The sequence below is a fragment of the Ancylomarina longa genome (assembly GCF_003996985.1).
In the GTDB taxonomy this organism is placed as follows: Bacteria; Bacteroidota; Bacteroidia; order Bacteroidales; family Marinifilaceae; genus Ancylomarina_A; species Ancylomarina_A longa.
Genome location: NZ_RJJX01000010.1, coordinates 22,916 through 49,692, shown reverse-complemented (window position 1 = coordinate 49,692; position 26,777 = coordinate 22,916). Strand labels below are relative to the sequence as shown.

Below are 26,777 nucleotides of genomic sequence, written 5' to 3'. Positions count from 1 at the left end.
GAGAAGCTGCTTTTTTTATTGTTTATTCTCTAAAAGTTTTTGCAACTTATACATTTCATCTCGATATTGAGCAGCCTGCAGAAAGTCTAATTCTTTAGCTGCCTTTTGCATGGCTTTTTTCGTTTTTTCTATGCTCTTTTCAAGGCTGGACTTACTCATGTATTGAATAATTGGATCTGCTGCAATTTCCACTGACTCCGGACCGCTGTAAGCATTTTCTACCACTCTATAGCCCTGTTCTAGAATGCTTTTCTTTGATCTTTGAATTTGTTTTGGTGAGATTCCGTACTTGGAATTGTAAGCTAATTGTTTTTCTCGTCTATGATTGGTGGAATCAATTGTTTCCTGCATCGACTTTGTTATTTTATCTGCATACATAATCACTTGTCCATTTATGTTTCGTGCTGCACGTCCCGAAGTCTGAACCAGTGATCGTGTAGATCGTAAGAATCCTTCCTTGTCTGCATCTAATATTGCCACTAAAGATACTTCTGGTAGATCCAGACCTTCACGCAATAAATTAACCCCAATTAATACATCAAAAACACCATTGCGTAAATCTTCCATAATTTTCACCCGATCTAAAGTATCTACATCGGAATGGATATAGCTACACCTAATATTTAAATTAGCAAAATATTCCGATAACTCTTCAGCCATTCGTTTAGTTAAGGTTGTGACCAAAGTGCGCTCGTTTTTTTCTGTTCGTTCGTTAATTTCTGCGATCAAGTCATCGATTTGATTTAGGCTTGGTCGAACATCAATTTTAGGATCTAATAATCCTGTAGGACGAATTACTTGCTCTACAACAACACCTTCGCATTTTTCTAATTCATAGTCTGCCGGTGTTGCACTCACATAAATAGTTTGATCTGTGATCTCCTCAAATTCCTCAAATCGCAATGGACGATTATCAAGTGCTGAAGGTAAGCGAAATCCATAATCCACAAGGTTAATCTTGCGGGAATGGTCACCTCCATACATCGCTCTAACTTGAGGAAGGGTAACATGACTTTCATCAATTATCATTAGAAAATCATCCGGGAAGTAATCAATCAGACAGAAGGGGCGGGTACCTGCTTTTCTGCCATCAAAATAACGTGAATAATTTTCGATACCAGAGCAGTGTCCCAATTCCCGAATCATCTCTAAATCAAAACTTACCTTTTCCTCCAGTCGTTTAGCTTCCAGGTGTTTTCCGATATCTTTTAGGAATTTTACTTGAGCAACCATATCGTCCTGGATCTGATGAATTGCTGTTTGAACCCTGTCTTTACTCGTTACAAATATATTGGCAGGATAGATTTTAATTTGGTCGTAATTTTCTATTTTTAAACCATTTAAAGGATCAAATGAGTATATTTCTTCAATCTCATCATCCCAAAAAATAATACGATAAGCAAAATCTGCATAAGCGGGAAAAATATCAATTGTATCACCTTTTACCCTAAATACACCGCGATCAAATTCGATCTCGTTTCTAGTATACAAAGCATCTACAAAAGCATGTAATAATTTGTTTCGAGAAATGATTTGTCCCTTTTTTATTTCGGTGACATTAGCATGAAAATCTTCAGGATTTCCAATCCCGTAAATACAAGATACAGAAGAGACTACAATGACATCTTTCCTGCCCGAGAGTAAGGAGGAGGAAGTACTTAACCGAAGTTTTTCAATTTCATCATTAATAGATAAATCCTTTTCTATGTAGGTTCCTGTTACTGGCAGATATGCTTCTGGCTGATAATAATCGTAATAGGAAACAAAATATTCAACAGCATTATTTGGGAAAAAGTTTTTAAATTCTCCATATAGTTGAGCAGCCAAAGTTTTGTTGTGACTTAATACGAGTGTTGGTCTTTGTACTTGCTCAATTACATTGGCAATGGTAAAGGTTTTTCCTGATCCTGTAACTCCCAAAAGAGTTTGGTATGGATTTCCGTTTTCCAAACCTTCTTTAAGCTGTTTAATAGCTTCGGGTTGATCTCCTGTAGGTTTATATGGTGATTCAATTTTAAAATCCATAGATTTTTTTTGATAGATTCTGTTGTGACTTCCTAAAAATAGAGAAACATTATGAGTGCAGGAATCTTTTAGAAACAAAAAATGCCAAACTTGCGGAGATGCAGTTGGCATTTTTGAAATATTTTGCTTCTAATTTTCAGTTAATCTAAAATAGACGGGAAAATGATCACTATAACCACCGTAATAATTAGGCCCTCCGTAAGTCCGACTTGGCGTTAAAACACCAGCTTTGTTTTTGTAACACATCCATTCTTCTGAGAAAATATGACCAGAAGTAGTAGTTGTATGGTATCCATTTTTATTATTGAATAAGCTATTGGAAACAATTAAATTATCAAGCATATTCCAGTTTCCCCGAAAATAATATGTTCCCTCACCTTGTGCATCCTGATTGAACATTAGATTGTATAAGGCTCTTGGATTATCAGTATTTATCTTGTTGTCTGCTTTTAAGCTTTCCACAACAGCTCTGTCATTTGGCTCATCATTAAAATCACCCATAATAATGATTTTTGCTTGGGCATTTGTGTTTTGAATCTTATCAACGGATGCTCGTAATTGGGAGGCAACAAATATTCTGTTTTTTTCAGATTTTTCTTGTCCTCCTCTGCGCGAAGGCCAGTGGTTTATAAAAACGTGAAGCGTGTCCTGATTTCCGATAATCCCTTGTACATGTAGGATGTCACGAGTTTTATATTCGGGCTCCCAAGGGAATTCAATTCCAATAATTTCCTGATTTAATATCTTAAAATCATTTTTATTATAGAGTAAAGCACAGTCAATACCTCTTTTATCCGGGCTTTCGATATGTACTATCTTGAAATTAGAGGAAATTAGATTCTTGTCATTAATTAGATCTTTTAATACCCTTTGATTTTCAATTTCACAAAGTCCAATCAATGCAGGTGATTTTCCATTATCAATGGAGGAAATTACCTTGGAAATTTTGTCAAGTTTATCCTGATAACGCTTCGAAGTGTATTGAAGTTTACCTTCAGGGGTGAAATCATCATCCCTTGTGTTTGGATCATTGATTGTGTCAAATAGATTTTCAACATTATAAAAAGCAAATGTATACTCCTTTTTTTCCTTCGTACAGGAAAAGGTTACCAGAGCCACCAAAAGTAAAAATAATGATTTTCTTAACATGAAATAAGCTTTATTAATTCTAATAAAATGGAGTTACATCTGTGACCATCATTCCGGCTTTTTGAGCTGCCTGAATGCCTAATGCACCATCTTCGAAAACTTGACAATTTTGTGGTGATATACCCATCAAATCAGCACATTTCAGAAATGTCTCCGGATTTGGTTTAAATTGTGTAACGTCATCAGCACTCACAAGAATTGAAAAATATTTGTTTAAGCCTAGAATTTTTAAGGTTTCTTCGGCAATTTTTCTTTTTCCTCCAGTTCCGACAGCCATTGGCAATTTTTTGTGGTATTTGTATACTAAATCGGTTACTGATGAAATTTCTTTGATGTTATGCATCTCCTTGGTGAAAAATTCCTCTTTCAATAGGGAGAATTCCTGCGGATTAATAGAATGGTTATTTCTTTGATTTAATAGTTCGATGATTTCTGATGTAGGCATTCCTGCACAACTACAAAGAAAATCAAAACTATAATCTACACCCATTATTTTTGATGTCTTTTTCCATGATTCGTGATGAATAGGCATCGAGTCTGCCAAAGTTCCATCCAAATCAAAGATTAAAGCTTTTGTATTAGGGTATATTTCTATCGATTTCATGCTGTTTTGTTTTATGTATTGTTTCACTTCACTAGATTATTAAACCTCTATCGCACAAATCTGTTTCTAGTATACAATATTACTATAGCTTCGATAGAAAAGGATGCCTAAATTATTAAATATTTTTTAATTTATAGAATGATAGAAGAACTATTTAAAGTGTATTTAGATAGTGTACTTCTTACTGAAATACATCCATTTATAATGGTTGGGAATTTGTTATTACTACTGTTTTTTCTAATTTTAAGCAGTTTTGAATAACTTTTAAGCAGATTAAACGTTTCTTAAGAGTTCGTGGTAGTATAAATTAATAAATAGAATTTATGAAGATTGTGGCTAGAAGTTTGATTCTATTGTTTGTGCTTTTGAATTTTGAAGGGAGTGCCAAAACAATTTCTTTTGCAGAAAAAAGAGCACAACTTATAACTAGTTGGATGGAAAAGAAGTTGGAGTTGAAACCCAATCAAATTCCTCAAATTGAAGCCTTAAATTTAAAATGCGAAAAAGAAATTGATCGATTAAGCAGAGAAAAGAATGGTTTCTCGTGTATGCAGGCTGTTCGTGATAGCTTGTTGCAAAAGGAAAGTGAATTTAGAAATATCCTTACATCGCAGCAATTGGAGAGCTATTTAAAATGTAAATGTGAATTAAAAAAGGAGTTGAAGCGATATTATAGTCAACTTTAGCGATATATGGCTTAGAATTAGTCCCAAACAATTTTCGTTTGGGATTTTTTTGTTGAAAAAACAGAAAGAGATAAAAAAATCTTATTTTTTTCATGTTTGTAACATCTGTTACACTTTTTAGAATCGGGCTGTTGCATCTTTGTGGTGTCGAAAGGAGATAAGCTCACTAATTATAATGGACATATCTTCGCAGATTTTGTAACTTGAATAAATTAATATCAACAATACTAAAAAATAAAATTATGAGCATGTTTTGTTATCAATGTCAGGAAGCAGCCAAAGGAACAGGCTGTACTGTAAAAGGAGTTTGCGGAAAAACCGATGAGGTTGCAAATATCCAGGATTTATTGATGTACGTGATGAAAGGAATATCACAGTACAGTACTAAAGCTCGTGAAGCTGGTGTTGAAAATGAGAAGGTGAACAAATTTATTACAAATGGTTTGTTCATGACTATTACTAATGCCAATTTCGATAAGACAAAATTTGTTACTGTAATTCGCGAAGGTCTTCAACTGAAAGAAAAAATTAAGAAACAAGCAGAGGATGCAGGAGTTGTTTTTGGTGATTTACATCATTCTGCAACTTGGACTGCTGATTCTGAAAATGACTTTGATGCAAAAGCTCGTGTGGTTGGAGTTTTATCAACTGCAAACGAGGATGTTCGTTCATTGCGCGAACTAACAATTTATGGATTAAAAGGTTTGGCAGCTTATGTAGAGCATGCTTATAACTTAGATTTCGAAAAAGCTGAATTGTATGCATTCATGCAAAAAGCATTGGTTGCAACAACTGATGATACGCTTACAGCAGACGATTTGGTTGCTTTAGTAATGGAATGTGGTGCGAATGGTGTAACCGCTATGGCTACATTAGATGAGGCAAACACTTCTGCTTATGGTAATCCTGAAATCACGAAAGTGAATATAGGTGTAAGCAACAAACCAGGTATTTTGATTTCAGGTCACGACTTAAAAGATATGGAAGAGTTGTTGAAGCAAACAGAAGGAACTGGTGTTGATGTTTATACTCACTCTGAAATGTTACCCGCAAACTATTATCCAGCATTTAAAAAGTACGAACACTTTGTAGGAAACTATGGTAATGCTTGGTGGAAACAAAAAGAAGAATTCGAGACTTTCAATGGACCAATCTTATTTACAACAAATTGTATTGTTCCTCCGAAAGCTACTTCAACTTACCAAGATAAAGTATTTACTACTGGTGCATCGGGATTCCCTGGATTTAAGCATATTTCTGCTGACGAGAATGGAAAGAAAGATTTCTCTGAAATCATTGAATTGGCTAAAACTTGCGCTGCTCCAATCGAAATCGAAAAAGGTGAAATTATTGGTGGATTCGCTCACAATCAGGTGATGCAACTTGCCGATAAAGTAGTTGATGCTGTAAAAAGTGGTGCTATCCGTAAGTTCTTTGTTATGGCAGGTTGCGACGGTAGAATGAAAGGACGTGATTATTATACTGAATTTGCGGCTAAACTTCCAAAAGATACAGTAATTCTTACTGCTGGTTGTGCTAAATATCGTTACAACAAATTGGAGCTTGGCGATATAGGTGGAATTCCTCGTGTGTTGGATGCCGGCCAGTGTAATGATTCCTACTCTTTAGCAGTAATTGCATTGAAATTGAAGGAAGTATTTGAGTTGAATGATATTAATGAACTTCCAATTGCATACAATATTGCATGGTACGAGCAGAAAGCAGTAATCGTATTGTTGGCGCTTCTTTCATTAGGTGTGAAAAATATTCACCTGGGACCTACATTGCCAGCATTCCTTTCTCCTAATGTAGCTAAAGTATTGGTTGATACTTTCGGAATTGCAGGAATTGGTACTGTTGATGAAGACATGAAAATGTTTTTGAACTAAACGATTTAAAATTGTTTTATATATTCATCCTGACAGGTTTTAATAACTTGTCAGGATTTTTTCTTTTGTAGTATGAGCAGAAACAAAACAATTAAGTTTTTAAAGAAATACCACAAGTGGCCTTCAATTGTGTTGACCGTGTTTCTTATTCTATTTTCCTTTTCGGGGATTGTGATGAATCATCGGAGTATTTTTTCAACGTTTGATGTGAATCGGAAATTTCTTGGGAAAGGGTACCAATATAATAATTGGAATAAGGCTGCGGTGAAGTCTGCAATTCAAATACAAGGGGATGCCGCATTGATTTATGGGAATATTGGAGTTTGGAAAACGAAAGATAATTTTAAGAGTTTTACAGCTTTTAATAAGGGATTTCCAAAGGGAATTGATCACCGAAAGATTGAAAAGATGATTCAAACTAATTCGGGAGATGTTTACGCCGGAACTCTGTTGGGATTATATCAATTGAATTGCCAATCCAAAATTTGGGAGTCTGTGGAGTTACCCGTTCACGAGAAGCGTGTTGTCGATTTTATGGAAATTAACGATGATTTTTATGTGCTTACCCGTTCTCATTTACTAAAGAAAAATAGTACAGGTTTTGAGCAAATCAATTTATTATCTAAAGCCGATTACGATGGTAAAATGAGTTTGTTTAAAACCTTATGGGAATTGCATAGTGGGGAAGCATTTGGTTGGCTTGGAAAACTATTTGTCGATTTTATTGGATTCCTATTTCTGTTTCTGTGCTTTAGTGGTTTGGTGTATTTCTTTTTTCCGGCATGGATAAAAAAGAGAAAGAAGAAAGGAAACATTGTTAAGCGGAAGGTGAATTTCCTAAAATTCAATCTGAAATGGCACAATCATTTGGGAAACTGGTTGTTTGTGTTTCTTTTGCTCACTACGCTTACCGGTATGTTTTTGCGTCCACCATTATTAATTGCTATTATTTCTAATAAAGTAGCTAAAATACCTATGACTCATCTGGATAATCCAAATCCATGGTATGATCAATTGCGCAGAATACTTTACGATGAAGAATTAAAACGAGTGGTGCTTGCAACAAATGAAGGGATATATTATAGTGATGATCTTTTTCAATCTGCACCAAAAGCTTATCCGGTTCAACCGCCATTTTCAGTAATGGGAGTGAATGTATTGGAAAAAGTTGCAGGCGGACAATATTTATTGGGCTCTTTTAGCGGTTTGTTTTATTGGGTTCCTGAAAGAAATGTAGTTATTAATTATATTACGACAAGACCTTATATCCCTGTGAAAACAATGGGTCCCCCTTTGTCAGACCATCCGATAGCTGGTTACCTTAAAGATGCTACGGGAAAGGAAATTGTCTTTGATTATAACTTGGGAGCGGGAAATTTGAGCGATTCCTCCGGATTTACTATAATGCCCCAACAAATTAAAAATTCTCCTATGTCCTTATGGAATCTTTGCCTGGAAATTCATACCGGAAGAATATATCAATACATCTTTGGAAAATTTTATATTTTATTTATTCCACTTGCCGGACTCGGTATTTTATTAGTATTAATAACCGGATATTTGTTGTATAGAAAGCAGAGAAAGAAATCTGTTAAAATCAGTTCCTGAAAAAGGAAACTTAAAATATCACGAAAGTGAGTACTTTTAGGGCGTTATTAAAATTTAAGAAGATGTTCAATTTTGAAGATATAAATTTGGATCGGATTGTGGTTCATAATGTAGGAAATAAACACTTAGAGGAAGATTTAAAGCTTTCCAAAACTGAAATTCAGATAGAAGACGATGATGTTCGGGATATCCTGTTAAAGTATTTTTTAACGGCTTTTAATAAGGAAGAATTTTATAATTTCCAGCATGATTTAGGTCTGGAAATGAATGAGATTTATTCTTATGCGAATGAATATTTTCAGGATAACACTACGTTTTACGATCAATCTAACAACATTGCAGTTCATCTGTACGAAGTATCTAATCACCCAAATATAAAGGGAGGAGAGTTTTATCTGGTTGGCTTTTCGGGATGTATTGTAGATGGGGAAGTCTGCGATGCACTCGGTATTTTTAAATCGGAGAACAAAGATACTTTCCTGAAGGTTTATCAAAAACAGGATAATTTCGAATTGGGTTGTGAAAGTGGAATCAATATTAAAAAACTTGATAAGGGTTGCTTGATTTTTAATACCGAGAAGGAGACCGGATACAAGGTTTGTATTGTGGATAAAACCAATAAAAATAACGAGGCATTATACTGGAAGGATGACTTTTTAAATTTAAAATTGCGGGAAGATAATTTTTATCATACCCAGAATTATCTGGATATGTGCAAAGGATTTATCAAGGATGTATATAACGACGATAATGAAGTTGCCAAGGCCGACCAAATTGATATGATGAACAAATCTATCAATTTTTTTAAGGATAAAAAGGAGTTTAACGAGGAGATTTTTAAGGAGGAAGTAATTGAGCAGCCAGAAGTTGCAACTGCTTTTGCTGAATACAAAGATTATTACCAGAATGAAAATGGAGCAGCTATTCAACCCGAATTTGAGATTAATAACGATGCAGTTAAAACAGAGCAGCGTTTTTTCAAGCATGTACTAAAACTCGATAAAAACTTTCATGTTTATATTCATGGTCAGCGCAAGTATTTAGAGAAAGGATATGATGCTGCTCGCGACATGAGCTATTACAAGCTGTTTTTTAAAGACGAACAGTAACAAAAAGAAATGAAGCTTTTGCAATGTACTATTGTAAAAGCTTCTTTTTTATTTATTTTACCTGGATTTGATAACCCAAAGCCGGCTCATTATTAAAATAAATAATCAATTCATCTTTCCCTTTAAATTGAGGTCGAATTGTGAAAATGGTGGAATCCTTATTCCGATATATCTGAAGATGTTGACCGTATTTCTCCTTCTTAAAATGATATGCAACAGAGGTATTTTCAGGTAGATTTAACATTTTAAAAGCCAGGGTCTCTCCATTCTCGATGTGTTGAATTCCCTTAGTTGGAGATAATAATTCTATATTTTTACCCATAAAAGCAGGATACAACATGGGCTGTTGTGCAAAAGATATTTTGTCGATTTTTTCTTTGGTAAGCAACCATTTCGGATTATCCGGATAATGTTTCATCGCAAACTCGACAGGCTTGCTTGCAAAGTAAGCCGATGCATAGTCTCGGGTGAAAATCATTCTGCTAAAATCTACCGATCCAGCGGCCCAGGTAGCATCAACAAGCAACCATTTCTGATTTACTTTTACAGCATTCCAGGTGTGATTTGAACTTAGGCTCGTATTACCAATGTCGGCAACAGAACGCCTTGCCGTGCCGGTCACAAGCTCACATTGCAGGTGCATTAATTGGCATACTTCCTGATAAAGAGTGGCATAACCTTCGCACAATGCCTTTCGTTTGTGTAAGGTTTTTAAAGCTAAATTTTTACGAAATTGTCTCTTCTTGGCTTGTAATTCAGTCTCGGTACGATATGAAAATCGAATTCGTGAAGGTTTTGTAAGATTTTTGGTATCGTAAGCTATATTCCTGGCAATCCATGCAAATGCTGCTTTTGCTCTTTCCTTATCTGTCTTGAAATCGGATTCTATTTGTTGGGCGAGCTCCACCGTATTCTTATAATATTTAGGATACCTGCTTATTTTTTCTTCCATACTATTATTTTCCTGGCTATGGGCTTTTAATCCAGTGAAGAGGAATAGAATGATTAAGAAAGGAAAAATAGAATGCTTCATTGTTTTAAACCTAAATAAGACAAAGCGTTTTTGGTAAAAATAGAATAAGGATTGAAAGTACTAAAATAGTTTTTTCTAATAAAAGGATAGGTAGTAAGGTACATTTCATTTAAGCTTAAGTATCTTTTCTTTAAAAGGTCGTTATGTATTGATGTTTTGATCTACATCAAAAAAGAATATCATCTACATGAAAATATATTTTGATGTAGGTCAAAAATTATTTTAATGCAGGTGAAAAATGTAAACCTTCCTTACATTTTCTCTGAAAGATAAGGTGGAAGATAATAAAATAAGCTTATTGCTTGGGTGAGAATAGGCTAGGGAATTGATAAAGGAATGTTGGATAGTGTGAAATTAGTTTGTCAATAGAGTCTTGTTCTTCTAGGTAAGCAGATGAAAAAATCAAATTTAAGAATAGAAATAATCCTATTTGTAACAATGATATAGCTATCATTTTTATGTTACTGTTTAATAAATTTATTCAGTTGTGAGTTGTTTGTGGGTTATACAATAAAAATAATTTCAACGCATGTTTGAGATTAATCGATTTGATATTCAGATCTTCTTGGAAGATAGTTTGTCGTTTCATAAAAAAATAATTGTGATTTCAATATTATGAATATTTTAATGTACGGTAAAATAATTTAGATTGTTCTTGCGAAATTAATATTGACTTTGAAATTTTTATGATGTAATTTTATTTGTGTTATAACACTTTAAACTAAAAAATTACTATGAAAAAAATTATTGTTATTTTCTTTGCTGGGCTGTTTATTTCAGCCTGTTCAAATGATTTTATTGAGGAAGACCTTAATTTGGAAACTCCCGAATTAGCGACCAAAGTAAAAAGTGTAGAATTGTCTGCTACACAAAGTGTAACTTATAAGGCTGATGGATTTCTTATTTTTGCAGATAATTTCTCGACTGAAATTGAAAATCAAATTCTGCAATTAAATGCTAAAATTAATCAGAAACTCCCCGAAATAGGAATGATTGTGGTTAAAAGCAAAGAAGCTGATTTTATTAAAAAAATTAAAAAAATTAAGGGTATCACTGATGTGTTGCCAGATATCCGTTTGCAATGGATAAACACTGAAACAACAGACAAAGCTCAGTTTTTTCCATTAAACATAGGATCAAATGAGCAATATTTTGGATATCAATGGGGGTTGAAAGCTATTAATGCTCCTGGTGCTTGGGATAAAGGTTATACTGGAAATGGAGTAAAAGTCTTTATTCTTGATAGTGGTATTGATGCAGAACATCCTGATTTGGCACCCAACCTAAATACTGATTTATCGAAATCTTTTGTTCCTGGCGAAGATTACAACATCCGCCCTGGTTTTTATTTTAATCATGGCACCCATGTGGCCGGAATCATTGGTGCTACTAATGGTCCAGACTTGGGTGGTGTTGATTATGGTGTGATTGGAGTTGCACCAAAAGCTGAATTAGTTGCCGTTAAAGTACTTTCAGAATATACTGGGAGTGGTTCTTTTTCATGGATAAATGCTGGAATTGTCTATGCTGCGAATAATGGAGCTGATGTAATAAATATGAGTTTAGGAACAAGTCTTCCTCAGAATGGTTATTATGTGCAATTACCAGATGGTTCAATTATAAAAGTGGGGGCACAAGAAGTAGCTGCTTACATTAATACCATACAAAAAGCCATAACTTATGCTTATCAAAAAGGATCTTTGGTGGTTGTTGCCGCTTCAAACGATGCTTTGGATGCCAACCATACCAAAAATTTGGTTTTTATACCAGCCAGTCTCAATCATTTAATGAGTGTATCTGCGACTGCTCCTTATGGCTTTGCTTTTGATCCCAATACCAATTTGGATATTCCTGCCAGCTATACAAATTACGGCCAGTCTTTGATAGACATTGCAGCACCAGGTGGTGATTTCGATTACCCTGGTAATTTTTGGTGGTATGATATGGTAATCAGTACGATAAGTGAAGGGTGGGGTTTTGCAGCAGGAACTAGTATGGCTGCACCTTATGTTGCAGGAACAGCTGCCCTGATAATTGAAAAATTCGGAGGAGATGCTACACCTGCTCAAGTGATGTCGATATTAAGGCAAAGTGCAGATGATCTTGGAAAACCAGGGAAAGATGCCTATTTTGGTTCTGGCAGGGTTAATGCCGCCAATTCTGTTCAATAAACTTGAAATTTATTTTTTCTGGAAAGTAAATTTGATTAAAAGGAAAAAGTCCATGTTTGAATTTAAAATATGGACTTTTTTTATGCATTCCCTATAGGGGAATTTTTGTTCCATTAATTGCTAAAGAAAAATTAAAAAGACCCACACTTACGGAAGCTTAAGCATGGGCCTTTCGAGTAATATACTTAGTAGTATAATCCTTAATTATCTTAGTTGATCAACCACTTGCAGAATTGGCTGAAGTACAGATTCTCCAAATAAAATACACCTATCAGGAGACCAACCACATTCTGGTTCAGGTAAATCATTATTATCCTTAAAAGGCATTTCGATTGTCAAAGATAAACATTTAAATCTTTCACCAATGTGTTTTGAGCAAATTGCGAGATTTCCTTTGCCCGGCTCATTCTTTGGGTATCCATGAAGATCCTGGAAATCAGGACAACTAGCTTTCCATGAGTCGATAAAAATTTTGGTGAGATTTTTAAGACGATCATCGAAAGATGGGATTCCTTCAATACCGGAAATGAAATTATAGGGCAATGCTTCATCGCCGTGAATATCTAAATTCAGATCACAGCCATACTCATCCATTAAATTGCGAACATGAAAAACTTCGGGGCTGTTGTCAATATTCGGTTCTGCCCATTCCCGGTTGTAATTAAATCCTTTGGTATTTACACGAAGATTACCTGCAATACTACCATCAATATTCATGTTAGGAACTAAGTAAAACACTGCTTTATTCAATAAAGTTCTGGATACCGGATCATCCTCATCTAATAATTTAGCTATTAATCCCTGCATAAACCATTCTGCCATGCTTTCACCAGGATGCTGACGTGCAATTATCCAGATTTTTTTCTTCTGCTTATCGGGTTCACCAACAACCAGCATATCAATATCCTTTCCTTCTACACTTGTACCGATAGAAACCAATTCGCACTCAGAGGACATTTGTGCCTGATGCACCAAATCTAAATGTTGGGAGTAGGTGTAGGGTGCAAAATAGGCGTAATAAACTGAATTAAACTCTGGTGTATGTTCTATAATCAGCTCCTTTCCATTGTAAAGAGTAGGTACTCTAAACCAATGTTGCCTATCATAAGAAGCTACTGTATTGTAATGTTCATAACCTTCGGGATAGGAGGCCTCGTGTGCATTGATTATCTTAAGTTTCAATGCCTGATTTTGTATTCCTGTCACTCGAAAATGAAACCACTGAAAATGTTCAGAGTTAGTATCATTCGGGATTTTTAGTTGTATGTTTTGTGGATCGCGAATATCAACGATTTGGATTTTACCACTATCAAAATTAGATGAAATGTTCATGTATGTTGTATTTTTGTTGTTGACATTCAAAGGTAGATTTTTTGCTTTTGGCGGACAAGCAAATTTCGAAATTAGCTTAAGAAATGCTATTGGTTATTACTAGAACAATAAACCAGCTCATGTAATAATATATCTTGATATAATATTTAGGAAATAATATTTCTCTATTTTTGCAGAGAATCAAAAATCACAAATCAAGTAAAATGATAAATCTAGCACGACTCAGGGATAATCGTTCCACAATGTGGAGAATAATAGTTCTCGTTCTTATGCTGATTTTAATAATCACCGGTGCCATATTATTTCATTTATATACCAGAGTTTATAGTCAGAATATTAATTTGGGAGGGAAGCAAACAGATTATCTGTACATTCCTAGTGGTTCAACACAGGTAGATGTTCTTAATACACTACAAAAAAATACTTACCTGGAAAACCGAAATTCTCTGGATTGGGTAATGACAAAAAAGAATTATTCCAAAAATGTAAAGGCAGGAAGATATCAATTGAAAAACGGGATGAATAATAATGAATTGGTGAATTTGTTACGTTCTGGAATTCAAAGCCCTGTTCATCTTACCTTTAATAATACCAGAACCTTAGAGGATTTCTCGGGAAAGATATCCCGACAGATTGAAGCTGATTCGATACAGATATTAAATTTACTACGAAATAAGGCGGAAATTGGGAAATATGGATTTTTGCCAGAAACTATCATTGCAATGTTTATTCCCAATACCTACCAGGTATATTGGAATACGAGTGCGAATGAATTTGTGGATCGCATGTATAAAGAGTATATAAAGTTTTGGAATGTTGATCGACTAAAACGGGCTGAGGCAATTGGATTATCTCCGGTACAGATAAGTACACTAGCCTCTATTGTTGACGAGGAAACGATTAAGAACGATGAAAAGGCCAGGGTGGCAGGAGTTTATCTGAATCGCTTAAAACGAAAAATTAAATTAGATGCCGATCCAACTTTGAAATTTGCATTGGGAGATTTTTCTATAAAGCGGATTTTGAATAAGGATAAAAAAATAGATTCTCCATATAATACTTATAAATATCGTGGTTTACCTCCCGGACCAATTCGACAGGCTTCTATTTCTGGAATCAATGCTGTACTGCATTACGAGAAACACAGATACTTCTATTTTTGTGCTAAACCGGATTTCTCAGGATATCACAATTTTGCCAGTAGCTTACGAGAGCATAATAATAATTCAAGAAAATATTGGAAGGCCTTAAATCACAGGGGAATTAAAAGATAATAAGTTTATATCTCTAATGATGTTACTTTATACAGTTTCAGGGAATCTGTTTAAATGGCATTAACTTCCATTTCCAATTTAATGCCAAATCGATAGATTACTGATTTTCGAATTTCGTTTGCTAAATTTAGAATTTCGCTTCCGCTGGCATTACCCAGGTTAACAAGCACTAAAGCCTGATCTTTGTGAACGCCTGCATTACCTATTTGTTTGCCTTTCCAACCGCATTGATCAATGAGCCATCCTGCTGCTACTTTGGATTCATTTTCGTTCATCGGATAAATGGGGAGTTTCTGATACTTTTGTTTTAGAATATCTGCTTCTTCCTTTGGGATTATTGGGTTTTTAAAAAAGCTTCCCGCATTTCCTATTTTCTCAGGATCAGGTAATTTACTTTTTCGTATTTTTATTATTACCTCTCGTATATTACGGAGATTAATCTCACTATAAGACTTTAACTTCTCTTCAATAGCCCCGTAATGAATTTTGAATTTTGAAGTTTTACTTAAGCGAAAATACACATGAGTAATAACGAAAAGATTTTTGTATTCCTTCTTAAAGACACTATTTCGGTAATCAAATTCACACTGTGTATTACTGAAACTTACCAGATTGTTTGTTTCAATTGAAATTGCATCAACCCGTTCAATTACCTCCTGTACTTCTACACCATAGGCACCAATGTTTTGAACGGGAGTTGCTCCAACAGCTCCTGGAATTAGAGAGAGATTTTCAATTCCGGAATAATTATTCTTCACACTCCACGCTACAAATTCATCCCAATTTTCATTGGCTCCGACTTTTACTAGAATAGATTCTTCACCATCTTCCTGTATTTCGATACCTCGAATATTGGGGTGTAAGACTAATCCATTGAAATCATCAGTAAATAGAAGATTGCTCCCGCCACCCAAAATCAAATAGGAAGAATTGATAAGGCTGTTATTTTTTAAAAAATGAATTAATTCTAATTGAGATTCAAATTCAAAAAAATAATTAGCCTTCGCCTCAATGCCAAATGTATTGTATTTCTTTAAGGAATAGTTTTCGTGTAAAACAGCCATTGTATGGATTGAATATTTATACTTCAGGTTAGTTGGCAAGCTCTTTTTGTAATAGTTCTACAAAGCTATGAATATCTTCTTCTGTAGTGTCGAAAGAACACAACCAACGCACTTCGCCAGCGTTTTCATCCCATATCCAAAAGAAATATTCATTTTGTAAATTCTCTATTTTGTCTTTTGGTATAATAGCCCAGATACCATTTGCTTCTACCTTTTGTGTTATTTTTACCTGAGGGATTTTAGCTACTTCAGTCTCCAAAAGTTTGGCCATTTTATTAGTATGACGTGCAGTCTTTAACCAAAGATCATTGCTTAACATTGCATCGAATTGAGCTCCGATATATCTCATTTTAGAACAAAGCTGCATACTTTGTTTCCGAATGTATTTTGCTTCCTTAGAGAGTTCCGGGTTAAAGAAGATTACTGCTTCCCCCAACATCATCCCATTTTTAGTTCCGCCAAAACTAAGTACATCAACACCTGCGTTGGCAGTGATTTCTTTTACATCAACCCCTAAACTAACTACTGCATTAGCCAATCGAGCTCCATCCATATGCACGTACATATTGTGTTGGTGAGCCAAATCACAAATAGCTTTAATCTCTTCTGGTTGGTAAATAGTACCTAGTTCGGTGCATTGTGTGATGGAAATTATTTTGGGTTGTGAATGATGTTCAAACCCAAATCCATGCAGTTGAGGAAGAATTAATTTCGGACTTAGTTTTCCATCTGGAGTGTCGATAGGAATCACTTTACAACCAGTGAATTTATCCGGAGCACCGCACTCGTCAACCTGAATATGGGCAGATGACGGACAAATAATAGAATGATAGGATTGCGAAAGGGTAGATAAGCCAATAACATTCGCCCCAGTACCATTAAAAGCAAAATAAACATCAATATTATTTCCCAAAAGATGTTTGAATTTATTAATGGCAGAGTCGGTGTAGGGATCACCACCATACGCCATTACATGACCTTGGTTTGCCTCTTGTAAGGCGTTCATAACTTCGGGTAATACTCCTGAAAAATTATCGCTTGCAAATCCTCGTTTGTTCATTTTAATTCGATTTTTTATCCAAGCCCTAAAATTATACTTTATTGGTTAATTTGCGATTAAAAGGAACAATTTAAAATCATAAATAGTCATTTTATTCTTCGAGAAGAATTCTGATATCATGAATTAGTGTTTTAATTTCATTGGAAGAGGATTCTCCTTTGTTCATATAGCATATTTCTCCTTTTTTATTTAAGAGAAATAGATAACAGAGTTTTCTATCCTCCACTCCGAAATAATTGAAATATTCGTCCAGAGAACCATAGTATGTCATTACATTTTTATGCATAGATGAAATTATACCATTTCGCATTCCATTATTGATGTAATTCGATATCCAGGAATAAAAATTACTGATCATTGGTATTTCAATGAATCGAAACTCTTCCTCTTGGCTAAATTCGAATAATATTGGTCTGGTCCAACTGTCTATCTGATCTTGCGTTCCTCTCTTAAAGGCTGCAATCAGTAAGGTGACTTTTCCCTCACAATGATTTGGTAAGGTAATTTTTTTAGAGGATAATAGTTCTCCTTCCATTTTGGGAAATCTATCACCTATTTGTAATTTCTTTATTTTTTTTGCTTCCAACATTGGAGAATATAGTAGGCACAGAAATAGAAGGCTAAGAAAAGTCTTATTCATTGTTTATTATTTGAGATAATGTTTTTGAATAAATTTCATCGTGTTTTTGAGAGTTAGATCCCGATCTAATGTTGGTTCATTTTCCAGATAAGATTTTACTAGCTCCATCAATTTCACAACTTGTTTATATTCTTTTGTATTCTTTAAATAATTGTGTGGATGCCCAACATAGCTTCCGGGAATTTCTTCAACAATTGGAGCAAGATTTACCCAATTATCCGTTAGGGTGAAAATAATCTTTGCTTTAGGTTCTATATCGGAACAGCCAAGAATAATGTCCCCATCCTTATTCATATCCCAAAAGTAATTTTTTGTATTCTTAATAAGTTCTTCAAGCATATTAGTAAAATTTAAGTTGCATATAATATTGATATAAGATCTTACTTGTATAATTTATTAAAATTTTAGAACATTTGCAGAACGCTTCTACTTACAATTTTATTTTTTTATATATGATTCGCGATTTGTCCCTTGGTAATTTAATGATTGTTTCTGATTTACATGGAAATGCTTATGATTTCAGACAAATATTAAAGCTTTATAAGCAACTGAAAAAAAGTGGTAAGGCTGATTATCTTGTTTTCCTGGGCGATTTGATTCATGCTTATCCTGGCAAACAAAAGGATGAATCGTTGGAAATGGTTTTGCAATTATTGGAAATGGGCGCTAATAAGCCTGAAAGTGATATTATATGCTTGCTTGGGAATCATGAATTTGTTCATATCTACCATATTGCTTTGCAAAAAGGGACTTTGGAATTTACTACATGGTTCGAGAATCGTATTCGACAAAACAGAGAAATTATAATTCGTTTTTTTGCAAGTATGCCACTTATGATTCGAACAAAAGGAGGGGTTCTGATTAATCATACCGGTGCTTCAGATCGTTATGGTGTAGATGAAGAATTCAATCTTCAATGGTTGAAAAATTATCCTACTTCTGTACAATTTCAAAGACATTTGGAAAATATCACTCAATTCAATCCTCAAATTGGTGCTGAATTTATGAGCACCAAAGAGGGAGATTATCTTTGGGATGTTTTCATGAATGGAAATGAACGACAATATGGAGAGTCCTATCTGCAAATGGTGGACAATTTACTGGATTTGATGAGTCAGGATCGTTTGGAGTCACCTCTAAAAACTTTAGTGAGCGGACATATTGGCGTAAACTATGGTGCTGAAAATATTGGGGAACATCAGCTTCGAATCTGCACCAGTACCGGATGTCTACGAGATCTGGAAAAGAAGCTTTTGTTGATAAGTACAACGCAAGAATATCAGAATTCAACAGAATTATTAAAAAATTGCAAAGAACTATTTTAAGATTTGCTGACCATACGAGATGTTGAAATCTGTCGTTTACCTATTCGAACTAGCTTTTCATTGAATTTATTTGGGTGAATTTTTATTTCTATGTTTATTGATGATAATTCTTATTGAGGAGTGCTAATAGCATCAGAAATCTAACAAACCAATTTAAAAATTTTATGAAAAACCAATTCTTTCTTTTACTTACTCTGTTTTTTCTTTTTTCCTGCTCATCAGAAGATAAAACCATATGGGAACCTTCACCAGAGAAGGATGTCACAGAAATGGAGCGTTTTTCTGAGTTCATTTCTCAGCTGAATAAGCTTACCAGTGGGGATGCTCAGAAATACCTGGATTCTAATTTCGATGAGCTCCAGGATAAATTTAAATTTCCATGTGTAGAAGGTGAGTCTGTAAGTTTTATCTACAAAGGAGATGTGCAAAATGTTGATTATAGTGGTGATTTTAATTATTGGGGAAATGAATCTCAAAATCTAAACTTTAACCGAGTAAACGGAACGGATTTGTTTTACCTTAAGCAAACCTATGAATTGGATGCGCGATTGGAATATGAATTTATATTGGATGGGAAGAAAGCAATATTAGATCCACTGAATCCTAACTTTGGACTTACTGGATGGGGAAAGCACTCCGAGCTAAAAATGCCGGATTACCCCGATCAGCCAGAGGTGAAATATTACGAAAATATACCACACGGTAAAGTTCTTCTGGATTTATCCCACCAAGGAAAAGTTGGAATAAACGGGCAGGAGCAAGTAGTCTCGCGTATCTATCATGTTTACTTGCCTCCAAATTATAATTCAGATATTTCTTATCCTGTAATCTATTTCCAGGACGGTAAAGATTATGTCAAGAATATGAAGATAAATAATGTTTTAGACTACATGATTTTTCATCAGGAGTCTGAACCTGTTATTGCTGTTTTTATGGATTTCTATCAAGTGTCGGATCAGATATTCTACAGAAATGAAGACTATGTGAAGTCGGAGAAGTCTATCTATCTCGATTACCTTGTCAATGATTTTGTTCCTTTTATTGATGCTAATTATTCTACGAAACCGGATGCTCAAGACAGAACCATTGTGGGACTTTCTAATAGTGGAGCCTTTGCCGTTTATGCAGCACAAAAACATCCCGAAATCTTTCAAAATGTGATTAGTCAATCCGGAGCGTTAAATGTTTTGTATAGGTCTCAGAATCTTGGAGAGGACTTGGGAAATCGTATTGCCGAGGTATCCTTTCCAGTAAACATATTTTTACATGTAGGTTCATATGAGCCTTGGTTACAGGTGAATAATGATTTTTACAAGGCATTAGAAAGTAACAAAAGCGTGCTGCGACACCATTATGAGATCACGCATCAGGGGCATGCTTTGTTTCATTGGCGTGATATGTTTCGAGAAGCATTAATTTGGTTAAATGCTGATTAAATCTGAATTTTTCTCCCGTTCCTGTAGTGGTGAATTTCCCGTAAAGGCTTTAAATTGTTTATTGAAATAGGAAGGACTGTTAAATCCACATTCATAGGCAATTTGTGCTATTGTTAGTTTGCCTTCCAGAAGTAGTTTTTTAGAGTAATTTATTCTCATTTCATTCAGGAATTCAGAGAAAGTTTTTTTCGTTTTGCTCTTGAAAAAACGGCAAAATGCTGACTTACTCATATTAGCGACCTTTGCCGCTTCTTCTAATTCAATTTTTTGCTGAAAATTCTTACTTACATATTCGTATATTTTATAGAGTTTTTGGTTGCTACTCTGTTTAAAGGATTCGACAAAATTTTCGGAAGCCAAATATTCCAGATCATCAGAAAGGGCTAGTATTTGTAATATTTGTAGTAAAATAATGATACGTTGTGCAAAATCTGAAGTATGCAATGTTTTAAGCTGTTGAATAATTTTGAATTTGGTACTTCCGTTTACTCTTACTCCTTGAAAGGACTTTTTTAGAAACTTTCGAATGCGAGACATTTCCGGCAGTAGAAAAAATTCCTTCCCAAAACTTTCCTTTTTAAAATGTACTACCCAAGCAATAGCTTGCATTTCGGAATTATTTTGGTAGTACAAATTTTCATTCTTCATAACATGCGGAGTGTTCGGTCCAATAAACACCATATCTCCATCCTTGAATTTATCGATGCAATCTCCAACGATCAGAGTACCTTTACTCTTTTCGATAAAAATTAGTTCATATTCCGGATGATGATGCCAAGGCACTTTGATATGAGGAAGAACATCAATTTTTGTTCGAAAGGAGTGTTCGTTTTTTACGGATATTTCTTCGAGTACCAGTGACATAGGTGTAAAATTTTATAAAATAAGTAACATACAACGTTAGCTTTATTGTATCCATGGCAAAGTGAATAGGATAATACCGTAAGAGGAACAATCCCTTTACAACTTGTAGCTAATTAGCAACTACAAGCTATTAATACAACTTAAATGCAAATATAGTGTTATAGAATGGCAATATAGTAAAATGCTTTCTGTTTTAATTGATCGAGATTTGTCTACAGAAACTCAAACGATTGAAATATTAAAGATATGGTCAGCATTAGCACAAATTTAAATTCGGATACATCCAGAGCAAAGAAGCAGGGGATGAATTATAAAGGAGCATTGGCTCTATTGACTTCTCTGTTTTTTATGTGGGGATTCTTAACCTGCATGAACGATATTTTAATACCACATTTAAAAGGCCTGTTTGATTTGAATATTACTCAGGCAATGTTGGTGCAATTCACTTTTTTTGGAGCTTATTTTTTAATGTCATTACCCGCTGGTTGGATTATCGGTAAGATTGGTTATAAAATGGGAATTGTAACCGGATTGGGTATTGCAGGAATAGGTGCAGGCTTATTCTTCCCGGCAGCAGCTTTTTTATCTTATGGCTTTTTCCTTTTTGCATTCTTTATTCTTGCAGTGGGAATTGTAATCCTGCAGGTAGCTGCAAATCCTTATGTTGCGGAACTGGGTAGTCCGGAAACGGCATCAAGTAGATTGAATTTAACTCAAGGTTTCAATAGCTTGGGAACCACTGTTGCGCCAATTTTTGGATCCTATCTAATTCTGGAAAATACAGCTCAGGAATCTGCTGCCAAAGCGGAAGCGGTTCAGCTTCCCTATGTAGGCCTGGCTCTTGCATTGGTTTTAATTGCAGTGGTTTTCGCATTTGTAAAATTGCCTAAAATACAGGAAGTAGAGGAACAAAAGGCTGAAGGTTCAGCTTGGAAATTCCGACACTTAGTATTAGGGGCAGTTGCCATATTTGCTTATGTAGGTGCCGAAGTTGCAATTGGTAGCTCTTTGGTAATGTATTTGGGAAGTGAAGGCTTACATTTGTATGGAGAAGCTCAAGCAGCAAATTATGTAGCTGTTTTTTGGGGAGGTGCCATGATAGGTCGTTTTATAGGATCAGCAATAATGCAGAAGATGTCCGCATCTAAGGTGTTGGCATTTAATTCTGTTTTTGTGGTTGTATTGATTATCACTAGTATGTTGACTTCTGGTTATGTGGCTATGTGGAGTATTGTTTTGGTAGGATTGTTCAATTCTATCATGTTCCCAACTATTTTTACACTTGCTATTGATGGATTAGGAAAGCATACTAGTCAAGGATCAGGAATTCTATGTCTTGCCATTGTCGGAGGAGCGATTGTTCCTGTTCTAATGGGTGTTTTGGCTGATAATTTCGGATTGAGTAATTCTTTTGCAATTACTATTTTGTGTTATGGATATATTCTTTTCTATGCACTCAAAGGACATAAACATTAATTTAAAATATTCACAAGGCTATGATAAAAGTAGCATTAGGCATAGATATAGGAGGAACAAATACTGTATTTGGTTGTATTGATCCACAAGGAAATTGTTTGATGGAAGGAAGTATTCCTACACAAAAACATGATCGTATTGAAGATTATCTGGATGAATTATTTGAGGCAATAGAATTGGGTCTTCAGAATCCTGCTAATGATCTAAAGATAATAGGAATTGGAATTGGTGCTCCTAATGCGAGTTATTATTCCGGAACTATAGAAAAAGCTGCGAATCTTCCTTGGAAAGGAAGTATTCCATTAGCTGAAATGGTAAGAAAAAGATTGGATGTTCCTGTCGTTATTACCAACGATGCAAATGCTGCCGCCATGGGGGAGAAGGTGTTTGGAGCAGCTAAAGGAATGAACAATTTCATGGTAATTACCTTAGGTACCGGATTGGGTAGTGGCATTGTGGTAAATGGCGAATTACTTTATGGGCATGATGGATTTGCTGGTGAAGTTGGTCATATGATTGTACGGAAAAGCGGACGAGAATGTGGTTGTGGACGAAAAGGTTGTCTGGAAACTTATGTGTCGGCAACGGGGGTAAAAAGAACTGTATATAAGCTCTTGGCCAGGCATCTTGGGGCAAGCGAATTGCGGGATATTCCATTTAGTCAGCTTACTGCTAAAATGGTTGCTGAAGCGGCCGGCCGGGGTGATTTGGTGGCAAATGAAACATTCAGCTATACAGCTAAAATGCTGGGAGAAGTACTTGCTAATGTTGTTGCTGTAACGAGTCCAGAAGCTATTTTTCTGTTTGGGGGATTGACGAAAGCTGGAGATATTCTATTTGAACCTGTTCGCGAAACATTAGAGAGCCAGTTGTTAGATATCTATAAAGGAAAAATAAGCGTTCTGCCATCTGGAATTGTTGATAATGCCGCAGTTCTAGGTGCTGCAGCTTTAGTATGGAATAGTAAAAATAATCGATAGCTCTAAATTTCATTATTAGAGTTCCCTTCCGGACTGTCTTGATAACAAGGCAGTCCTTTTACTTTAATAGAATTTGACTTTGGATTGTAGGATTATTATTGGTCTGTTAGTCTGACTTGAACGAATTCTATACTTGTGAAAACACTGATTTTTAAAAATGAACAGTAATTACTCGATGGTAATGATTTTGTGTTTAACTGCATAACGAACAAGAGCCACAACGGTATTTACATTTAGTTTTTGCATTACATTCCGACGGTGCGTTTCTACAGTTCGTAAACTTATTGATAGTTGATCTGCAATTTCCTGATTGCTTAAATCAGTAGCTATTAGTCTGATAATTTCCTTCTCTCTTTTGGTGAAATGAACCTTGGTTTCTTCCTTTTCTGCCTTGGTGGATTTATCGATGATGCTATTAATCATCACTTTGGAAATTCGATTTCCGAGATAGCTTTCCCCTCTCATCACTGTGTCAATTGCTTCTACAAGTTCAGGTTTTTTACAGTTTTTTAAAAGATAGCCATTTGCACCGGCTCGTAACATTTGCATCACATATTCTCTGTTTTCATGCTGCGTTAGAACCAGAATTTTGATCTTGGTATTCTCTTTTCGAATACGTTTAGCTACTTCAATTCCCGATAATTTAGGCATAGAAATATCCAGTATTACCAGATTGGGACGTAAATCAAAAATTATATTTACAGCCTCTTGACCATCCCGTGCTTCACCAATAATTTCGATGTTTGGTATCTGATTGAGCATGGCTTTTATTCCATCCACAATTATTTGATGATCATCGGCTATAATGACTTTGCAAGTTGTCATAGTATTATAAGTTTAAAGGGATTTCAATTAAAATTTCAACGCCATTATTTGGAGAAGAATGTATGCTAATATTACCATTAAATGCTTGTACACGTTCTTTCATACTCATTAAACCAATTCCTCCTTTGGATGATTTTTTCTTTGTTTTCGTAAGATCAAAACCAAGTCCGTCATCTTCTATCGAAAGGGAAAGCATATCCTCATGTTTTACGATTTGAATGTTTGCCATCCTTGCTTTCGAGTGCTTAAGAATATTATTGAGAGCTTCTTGGATAACTCGGTACAGCACCTTTTCCAGCTTTTCATCCAATCTATTGGGATAATTAAAAGCATCAAACCGAACTTTGATTCCACCTTGCTCATTGGTTTGTGTAATCAAATTGTTTACCGCTACAATTAATCCAAAATCTTTTAATAAAATAGGAATTAAGTCGTAGGCAATACTTCTTGATTCCTGTATGGCAGCATCAATTTGATCGTGTAGAAGGTGTAGCTTATTTTTTATTGGATCGTTATTTTCAAACTGATCCATAAAATAATTGTCCACAGAATAGGAAATTCCAGTAAGCATTTGGCCTAAGCCATCGTGTATCTCTGTGGCTATGCGCATACGTTCCTCTTCCTGGGCTTCGTTAATGGCTATCAATCTTTCTTTTCTTGAACTTTCCAGCTCCAACCTTATTTTTTCTCTCTCCGAAATATCGTGGGCTGCAAAAACAATTCCTTTAGTATTGCCAAGATTATCTCTAAATGCAGAACAGGAAAATAGTACAGGAATAGGTTTTCCTGATTTGGTTCGGTAATACTTCTGCTGACTAAAACGATCTCCTCGTAAAGCTTGTTTCACACAATTTGGATCTTTGCTATTTTGGGGAGAATCTTCGTCATGATAGAATATTTTATTTATTGGCTGACCTATCAATTCCATTTCCTGAAAATCCAAAAGATGAAGTGTAGCCTGATTAAGGGAAAGAATTTTACCGTTGATATCACTTACTACTACAGCATCAAACATGCTCTTTAAAACATTATCCAGATAATCTCGGGATACAGTAGTTCGATCCAGACTTTCTATCATCCGATTGAAATAGATTGCCAATTCACCAATCTCATCATCAGAAATATTCTCTGCTCGAACAGACAGATCCCCGGCTTCTGCTTTTATAGTGGATCGAACTAATAATTTTATAGCTTTTATAATTTTTTTTACAAAACGTGTTCCCCAGATAGAACTACTTATTATTAGAAGCAATGCTAATATGAAAATGCTAATAGTAGTATGACGTGAAGCAACCCTATTGGTGTGGATATATTCATTTATTTCTCGTTTGGTTTCTCCAAATAATTTGTCCAATTCATGGTTAGCTCTTCGGATGAGGATATCCGCTTTATCAATTAATTCTCCTCTGCTGAGGTTATCGTTAGCTATGTCATCAATACTACTTCTAAAACCATTTAGGTGTTTTTCAAATTGAATTAGCATTCTTTTGCTGTGCGTGGATGATAATACTACTTTGAGATCTTGCAAGTAGGCAAATGTTCGATTAGATTGTTGAATAAACTGTTGCTTATCTTTAGGTCTTTTGAGCAATATGTAATCGTGAGCCGAATCAGTCATTACATGAAAGGAATACTTGAGTTTCTGAATTGCATTTAACTCCAGATATTCCACTACAATTTTATTTGAAGTTCCTTTCAATACTTGAATGCAAATTAAACCAACCATCGCTATCATTGCAATAAGAACTAACATCGTTATCATGAAACGAAATAGTTCATTACCAATTCTTTTCTTCATACTTTAATAAATTGTTCTAATTTCAATTGAACTGAAATTGATTTGAATTTGTGGAATTTATCAAATATTTATGAAATTCTCCTATTTTTCTATTTTATTGAGATTGGTTCTTTTTACTACCTTACTATATCTTCTATATCGTATGTTTGCGAACGATGTATCAAAAGATATTTTTCTTCTTCTTAAATGGCGATGATAGTATAATTTGGTAATTCATGATCTTTGCATCATCAATTTTGTAGAACTCATTTCTACAAAGTGGGGAATCTTAGCTACACATGATCCGTTTCTTACAAAAGATCATAAAATAAAAATCAAAAGCAATGGCGAATTAAAATAGCTTGTAATCAGTGCGTTTTGCATTTTTGAGGAGGAATTACTGCAACAAGATATTTTTTGGCATAGAATTCTCATATCCCTAATTGAATT

22 protein-coding genes are annotated in these 26,777 nt (G+C 34.8%); 10 read left to right on the top strand and 12 right to left on the bottom strand.

Translation table 11 applies throughout. The features are described from left to right. Positions 1–15: 15 nt before the first annotated feature. The 3 genes from uvrB to DLK05_RS08990 all read right to left on the bottom strand — a co-directional run bounded on the left by uvrB (position 16) and on the right by DLK05_RS08990 (position 3,778). Positions 16–2,025 carry an excinuclease ABC subunit UvrB gene (gene uvrB / locus DLK05_RS09000; protein ID WP_127343737.1) on the bottom strand — a complete coding sequence of 670 codons (2,010 nt, stop codon included), beginning with the start codon at positions 2,023–2,025 and terminating at the stop codon, positions 16–18. 129 nt (positions 2,026–2,154) lie between these two features. Continuing rightward, positions 2,155–3,174, bottom strand: a complete 1,020-nt coding sequence (locus DLK05_RS08995) for an endonuclease/exonuclease/phosphatase family protein (protein WP_127343676.1) — start codon at positions 3,172–3,174, stop codon at positions 2,155–2,157. Positions 3,175–3,193: 19 nt separating this feature from the next. Next, positions 3,194–3,778 (bottom strand): HAD family hydrolase, encoded by a 585-nt coding sequence (locus DLK05_RS08990; RefSeq protein WP_127343675.1) that lies wholly within the window; start codon positions 3,776–3,778, stop codon positions 3,194–3,196. A 323-nt stretch (positions 3,779–4,101) separates the two neighbouring features. On the opposite strand from DLK05_RS08990, the gene DLK05_RS08985 reads away from it, so the two are divergent. The 4 genes from DLK05_RS08985 to DLK05_RS08970 all read left to right on the top strand — a co-directional run bounded on the left by DLK05_RS08985 (position 4,102) and on the right by DLK05_RS08970 (position 9,070). Continuing rightward, positions 4,102–4,464 carry a hypothetical protein gene (locus DLK05_RS08985; protein WP_127343674.1) on the top strand — a complete coding sequence of 121 codons (363 nt, stop codon included), beginning with the start codon at positions 4,102–4,104 and terminating at the stop codon, positions 4,462–4,464. A gap of 242 nt (positions 4,465–4,706) precedes the next feature. Then, positions 4,707–6,353, top strand: coding sequence for a hydroxylamine reductase (gene hcp, locus DLK05_RS08980; RefSeq protein ID WP_127343673.1), 1,647 nt, complete (start codon positions 4,707–4,709; stop codon positions 6,351–6,353). A gap of 72 nt (positions 6,354–6,425) precedes the next feature. Then, on the top strand, positions 6,426–7,961 hold the full coding sequence (locus tag DLK05_RS08975) for a PepSY domain-containing protein (RefSeq protein ID WP_127343672.1): 1,536 nt from the start codon (positions 6,426–6,428) through the stop codon (positions 7,959–7,961). Between the two features lie 62 nt (positions 7,962–8,023). After that, complete coding sequence (locus DLK05_RS08970) at positions 8,024–9,070, top strand: nucleoid-associated protein (RefSeq protein WP_127343671.1); 1,047 nt, start codon at positions 8,024–8,026, stop codon at positions 9,068–9,070. Between the two features lie 52 nt (positions 9,071–9,122). On the opposite strand, the gene DLK05_RS08965 is transcribed toward DLK05_RS08970, so the two are convergent. Continuing rightward, positions 9,123–10,103 carry a transglutaminase domain-containing protein gene (locus DLK05_RS08965; protein ID WP_127343670.1) on the bottom strand — a complete coding sequence of 327 codons (981 nt, stop codon included), beginning with the start codon at positions 10,101–10,103 and terminating at the stop codon, positions 9,123–9,125. A gap of 734 nt (positions 10,104–10,837) precedes the next feature. Here DLK05_RS08965 and DLK05_RS08960 point away from each other — a divergent pair. Continuing rightward, positions 10,838–12,274 carry a S8 family peptidase gene (locus DLK05_RS08960; RefSeq protein ID WP_127343669.1) on the top strand — a complete coding sequence of 479 codons (1,437 nt, stop codon included), beginning with the start codon at positions 10,838–10,840 and terminating at the stop codon, positions 12,272–12,274. A gap of 204 nt (positions 12,275–12,478) precedes the next feature. Here DLK05_RS08960 and DLK05_RS08955 read toward each other — a convergent pair whose 3' ends face one another. After that, complete coding sequence (locus DLK05_RS08955) at positions 12,479–13,606, bottom strand: M14 family metallopeptidase (RefSeq protein ID WP_127343668.1); 1,128 nt, start codon at positions 13,604–13,606, stop codon at positions 12,479–12,481. Between the two features lie 203 nt (positions 13,607–13,809). Between DLK05_RS08955 and mltG the strand changes: the two genes are divergently transcribed. After that, complete coding sequence (gene mltG / locus DLK05_RS08950) at positions 13,810–14,880, top strand: endolytic transglycosylase MltG (RefSeq protein ID WP_127343667.1); 1,071 nt, start codon at positions 13,810–13,812, stop codon at positions 14,878–14,880. 50 nt (positions 14,881–14,930) lie between these two features. Here mltG and murB read toward each other — a convergent pair whose 3' ends face one another. From murB to DLK05_RS08930, 4 genes are all read right to left on the bottom strand, one after another. Continuing rightward, the gene (murB, locus tag DLK05_RS08945; protein ID WP_127343666.1) at positions 14,931–15,944 is read right to left on the bottom strand and encodes a UDP-N-acetylmuramate dehydrogenase; all 1,014 of its coding nucleotides are present in this window, start codon (positions 15,942–15,944) and stop codon (positions 14,931–14,933) included. 28 nt (positions 15,945–15,972) lie between these two features. Then, positions 15,973–17,004 (bottom strand): threonine aldolase family protein, encoded by a 1,032-nt coding sequence (locus DLK05_RS08940; RefSeq protein WP_127343665.1) that lies wholly within the window; start codon positions 17,002–17,004, stop codon positions 15,973–15,975. Between the two features lie 91 nt (positions 17,005–17,095). Next, complete coding sequence (locus DLK05_RS08935) at positions 17,096–17,644, bottom strand: hypothetical protein (RefSeq protein WP_127343664.1); 549 nt, start codon at positions 17,642–17,644, stop codon at positions 17,096–17,098. 6 nt (positions 17,645–17,650) lie between these two features. Further along, the gene (locus tag DLK05_RS08930; protein WP_127343663.1) at positions 17,651–17,983 is read right to left on the bottom strand and encodes a hypothetical protein; all 333 of its coding nucleotides are present in this window, start codon (positions 17,981–17,983) and stop codon (positions 17,651–17,653) included. A 113-nt stretch (positions 17,984–18,096) separates the two neighbouring features. Here DLK05_RS08930 and DLK05_RS08925 point away from each other — a divergent pair, with 113 nt between their 5' ends. Beyond that, entirely contained in the window at positions 18,097–18,969 is an 873-nt protein-coding gene (locus DLK05_RS08925) for a metallophosphoesterase (RefSeq protein ID WP_127343662.1), read from the top strand. Positions 18,970–19,133: 164 nt separating this feature from the next. Further along, positions 19,134–20,405: an alpha/beta hydrolase-fold protein gene (locus DLK05_RS08920; protein WP_127343661.1), complete on the top strand. Its 1,272-nt coding sequence runs from the start codon at positions 19,134–19,136 to the stop codon at positions 20,403–20,405. Here DLK05_RS08920 and DLK05_RS08915 read toward each other — a convergent pair. Further along, the gene (locus tag DLK05_RS08915) at positions 20,391–21,269 is read right to left on the bottom strand and encodes an AraC family transcriptional regulator (protein WP_127343660.1); all 879 of its coding nucleotides are present in this window, start codon (positions 21,267–21,269) and stop codon (positions 20,391–20,393) included. The two genes, DLK05_RS08920 and DLK05_RS08915, sit on opposite strands and share 15 nt — an antisense overlap. Before the next feature lie 246 nt (positions 21,270–21,515). Between DLK05_RS08915 and DLK05_RS08910 the strand changes: the two genes are divergently transcribed. Both DLK05_RS08910 and DLK05_RS08905 read left to right on the top strand, forming a co-directional pair. Further along, complete coding sequence (locus DLK05_RS08910; RefSeq protein WP_127343659.1) at positions 21,516–22,745, top strand: sugar MFS transporter; 1,230 nt, start codon at positions 21,516–21,518, stop codon at positions 22,743–22,745. Between the two features lie 20 nt (positions 22,746–22,765). Next, positions 22,766–23,725: an ROK family protein gene (locus DLK05_RS08905; protein ID WP_127343658.1), complete on the top strand. Its 960-nt coding sequence runs from the start codon at positions 22,766–22,768 to the stop codon at positions 23,723–23,725. A 168-nt stretch (positions 23,726–23,893) separates the two neighbouring features. Here DLK05_RS08905 and DLK05_RS08900 read toward each other — a convergent pair whose 3' ends face one another. Together DLK05_RS08900 and DLK05_RS08895 are read right to left on the bottom strand one after the other, a co-directional pair. Then, positions 23,894–24,550, bottom strand: a complete 657-nt coding sequence (locus tag DLK05_RS08900; protein WP_127343657.1) for a response regulator — start codon at positions 24,548–24,550, stop codon at positions 23,894–23,896. 4 nt (positions 24,551–24,554) lie between these two features. After that, the gene (locus tag DLK05_RS08895; protein WP_127343656.1) at positions 24,555–26,348 is read right to left on the bottom strand and encodes a PAS domain S-box protein; all 1,794 of its coding nucleotides are present in this window, start codon (positions 26,346–26,348) and stop codon (positions 24,555–24,557) included. Positions 26,349–26,777 lie beyond the last annotated feature (429 nt).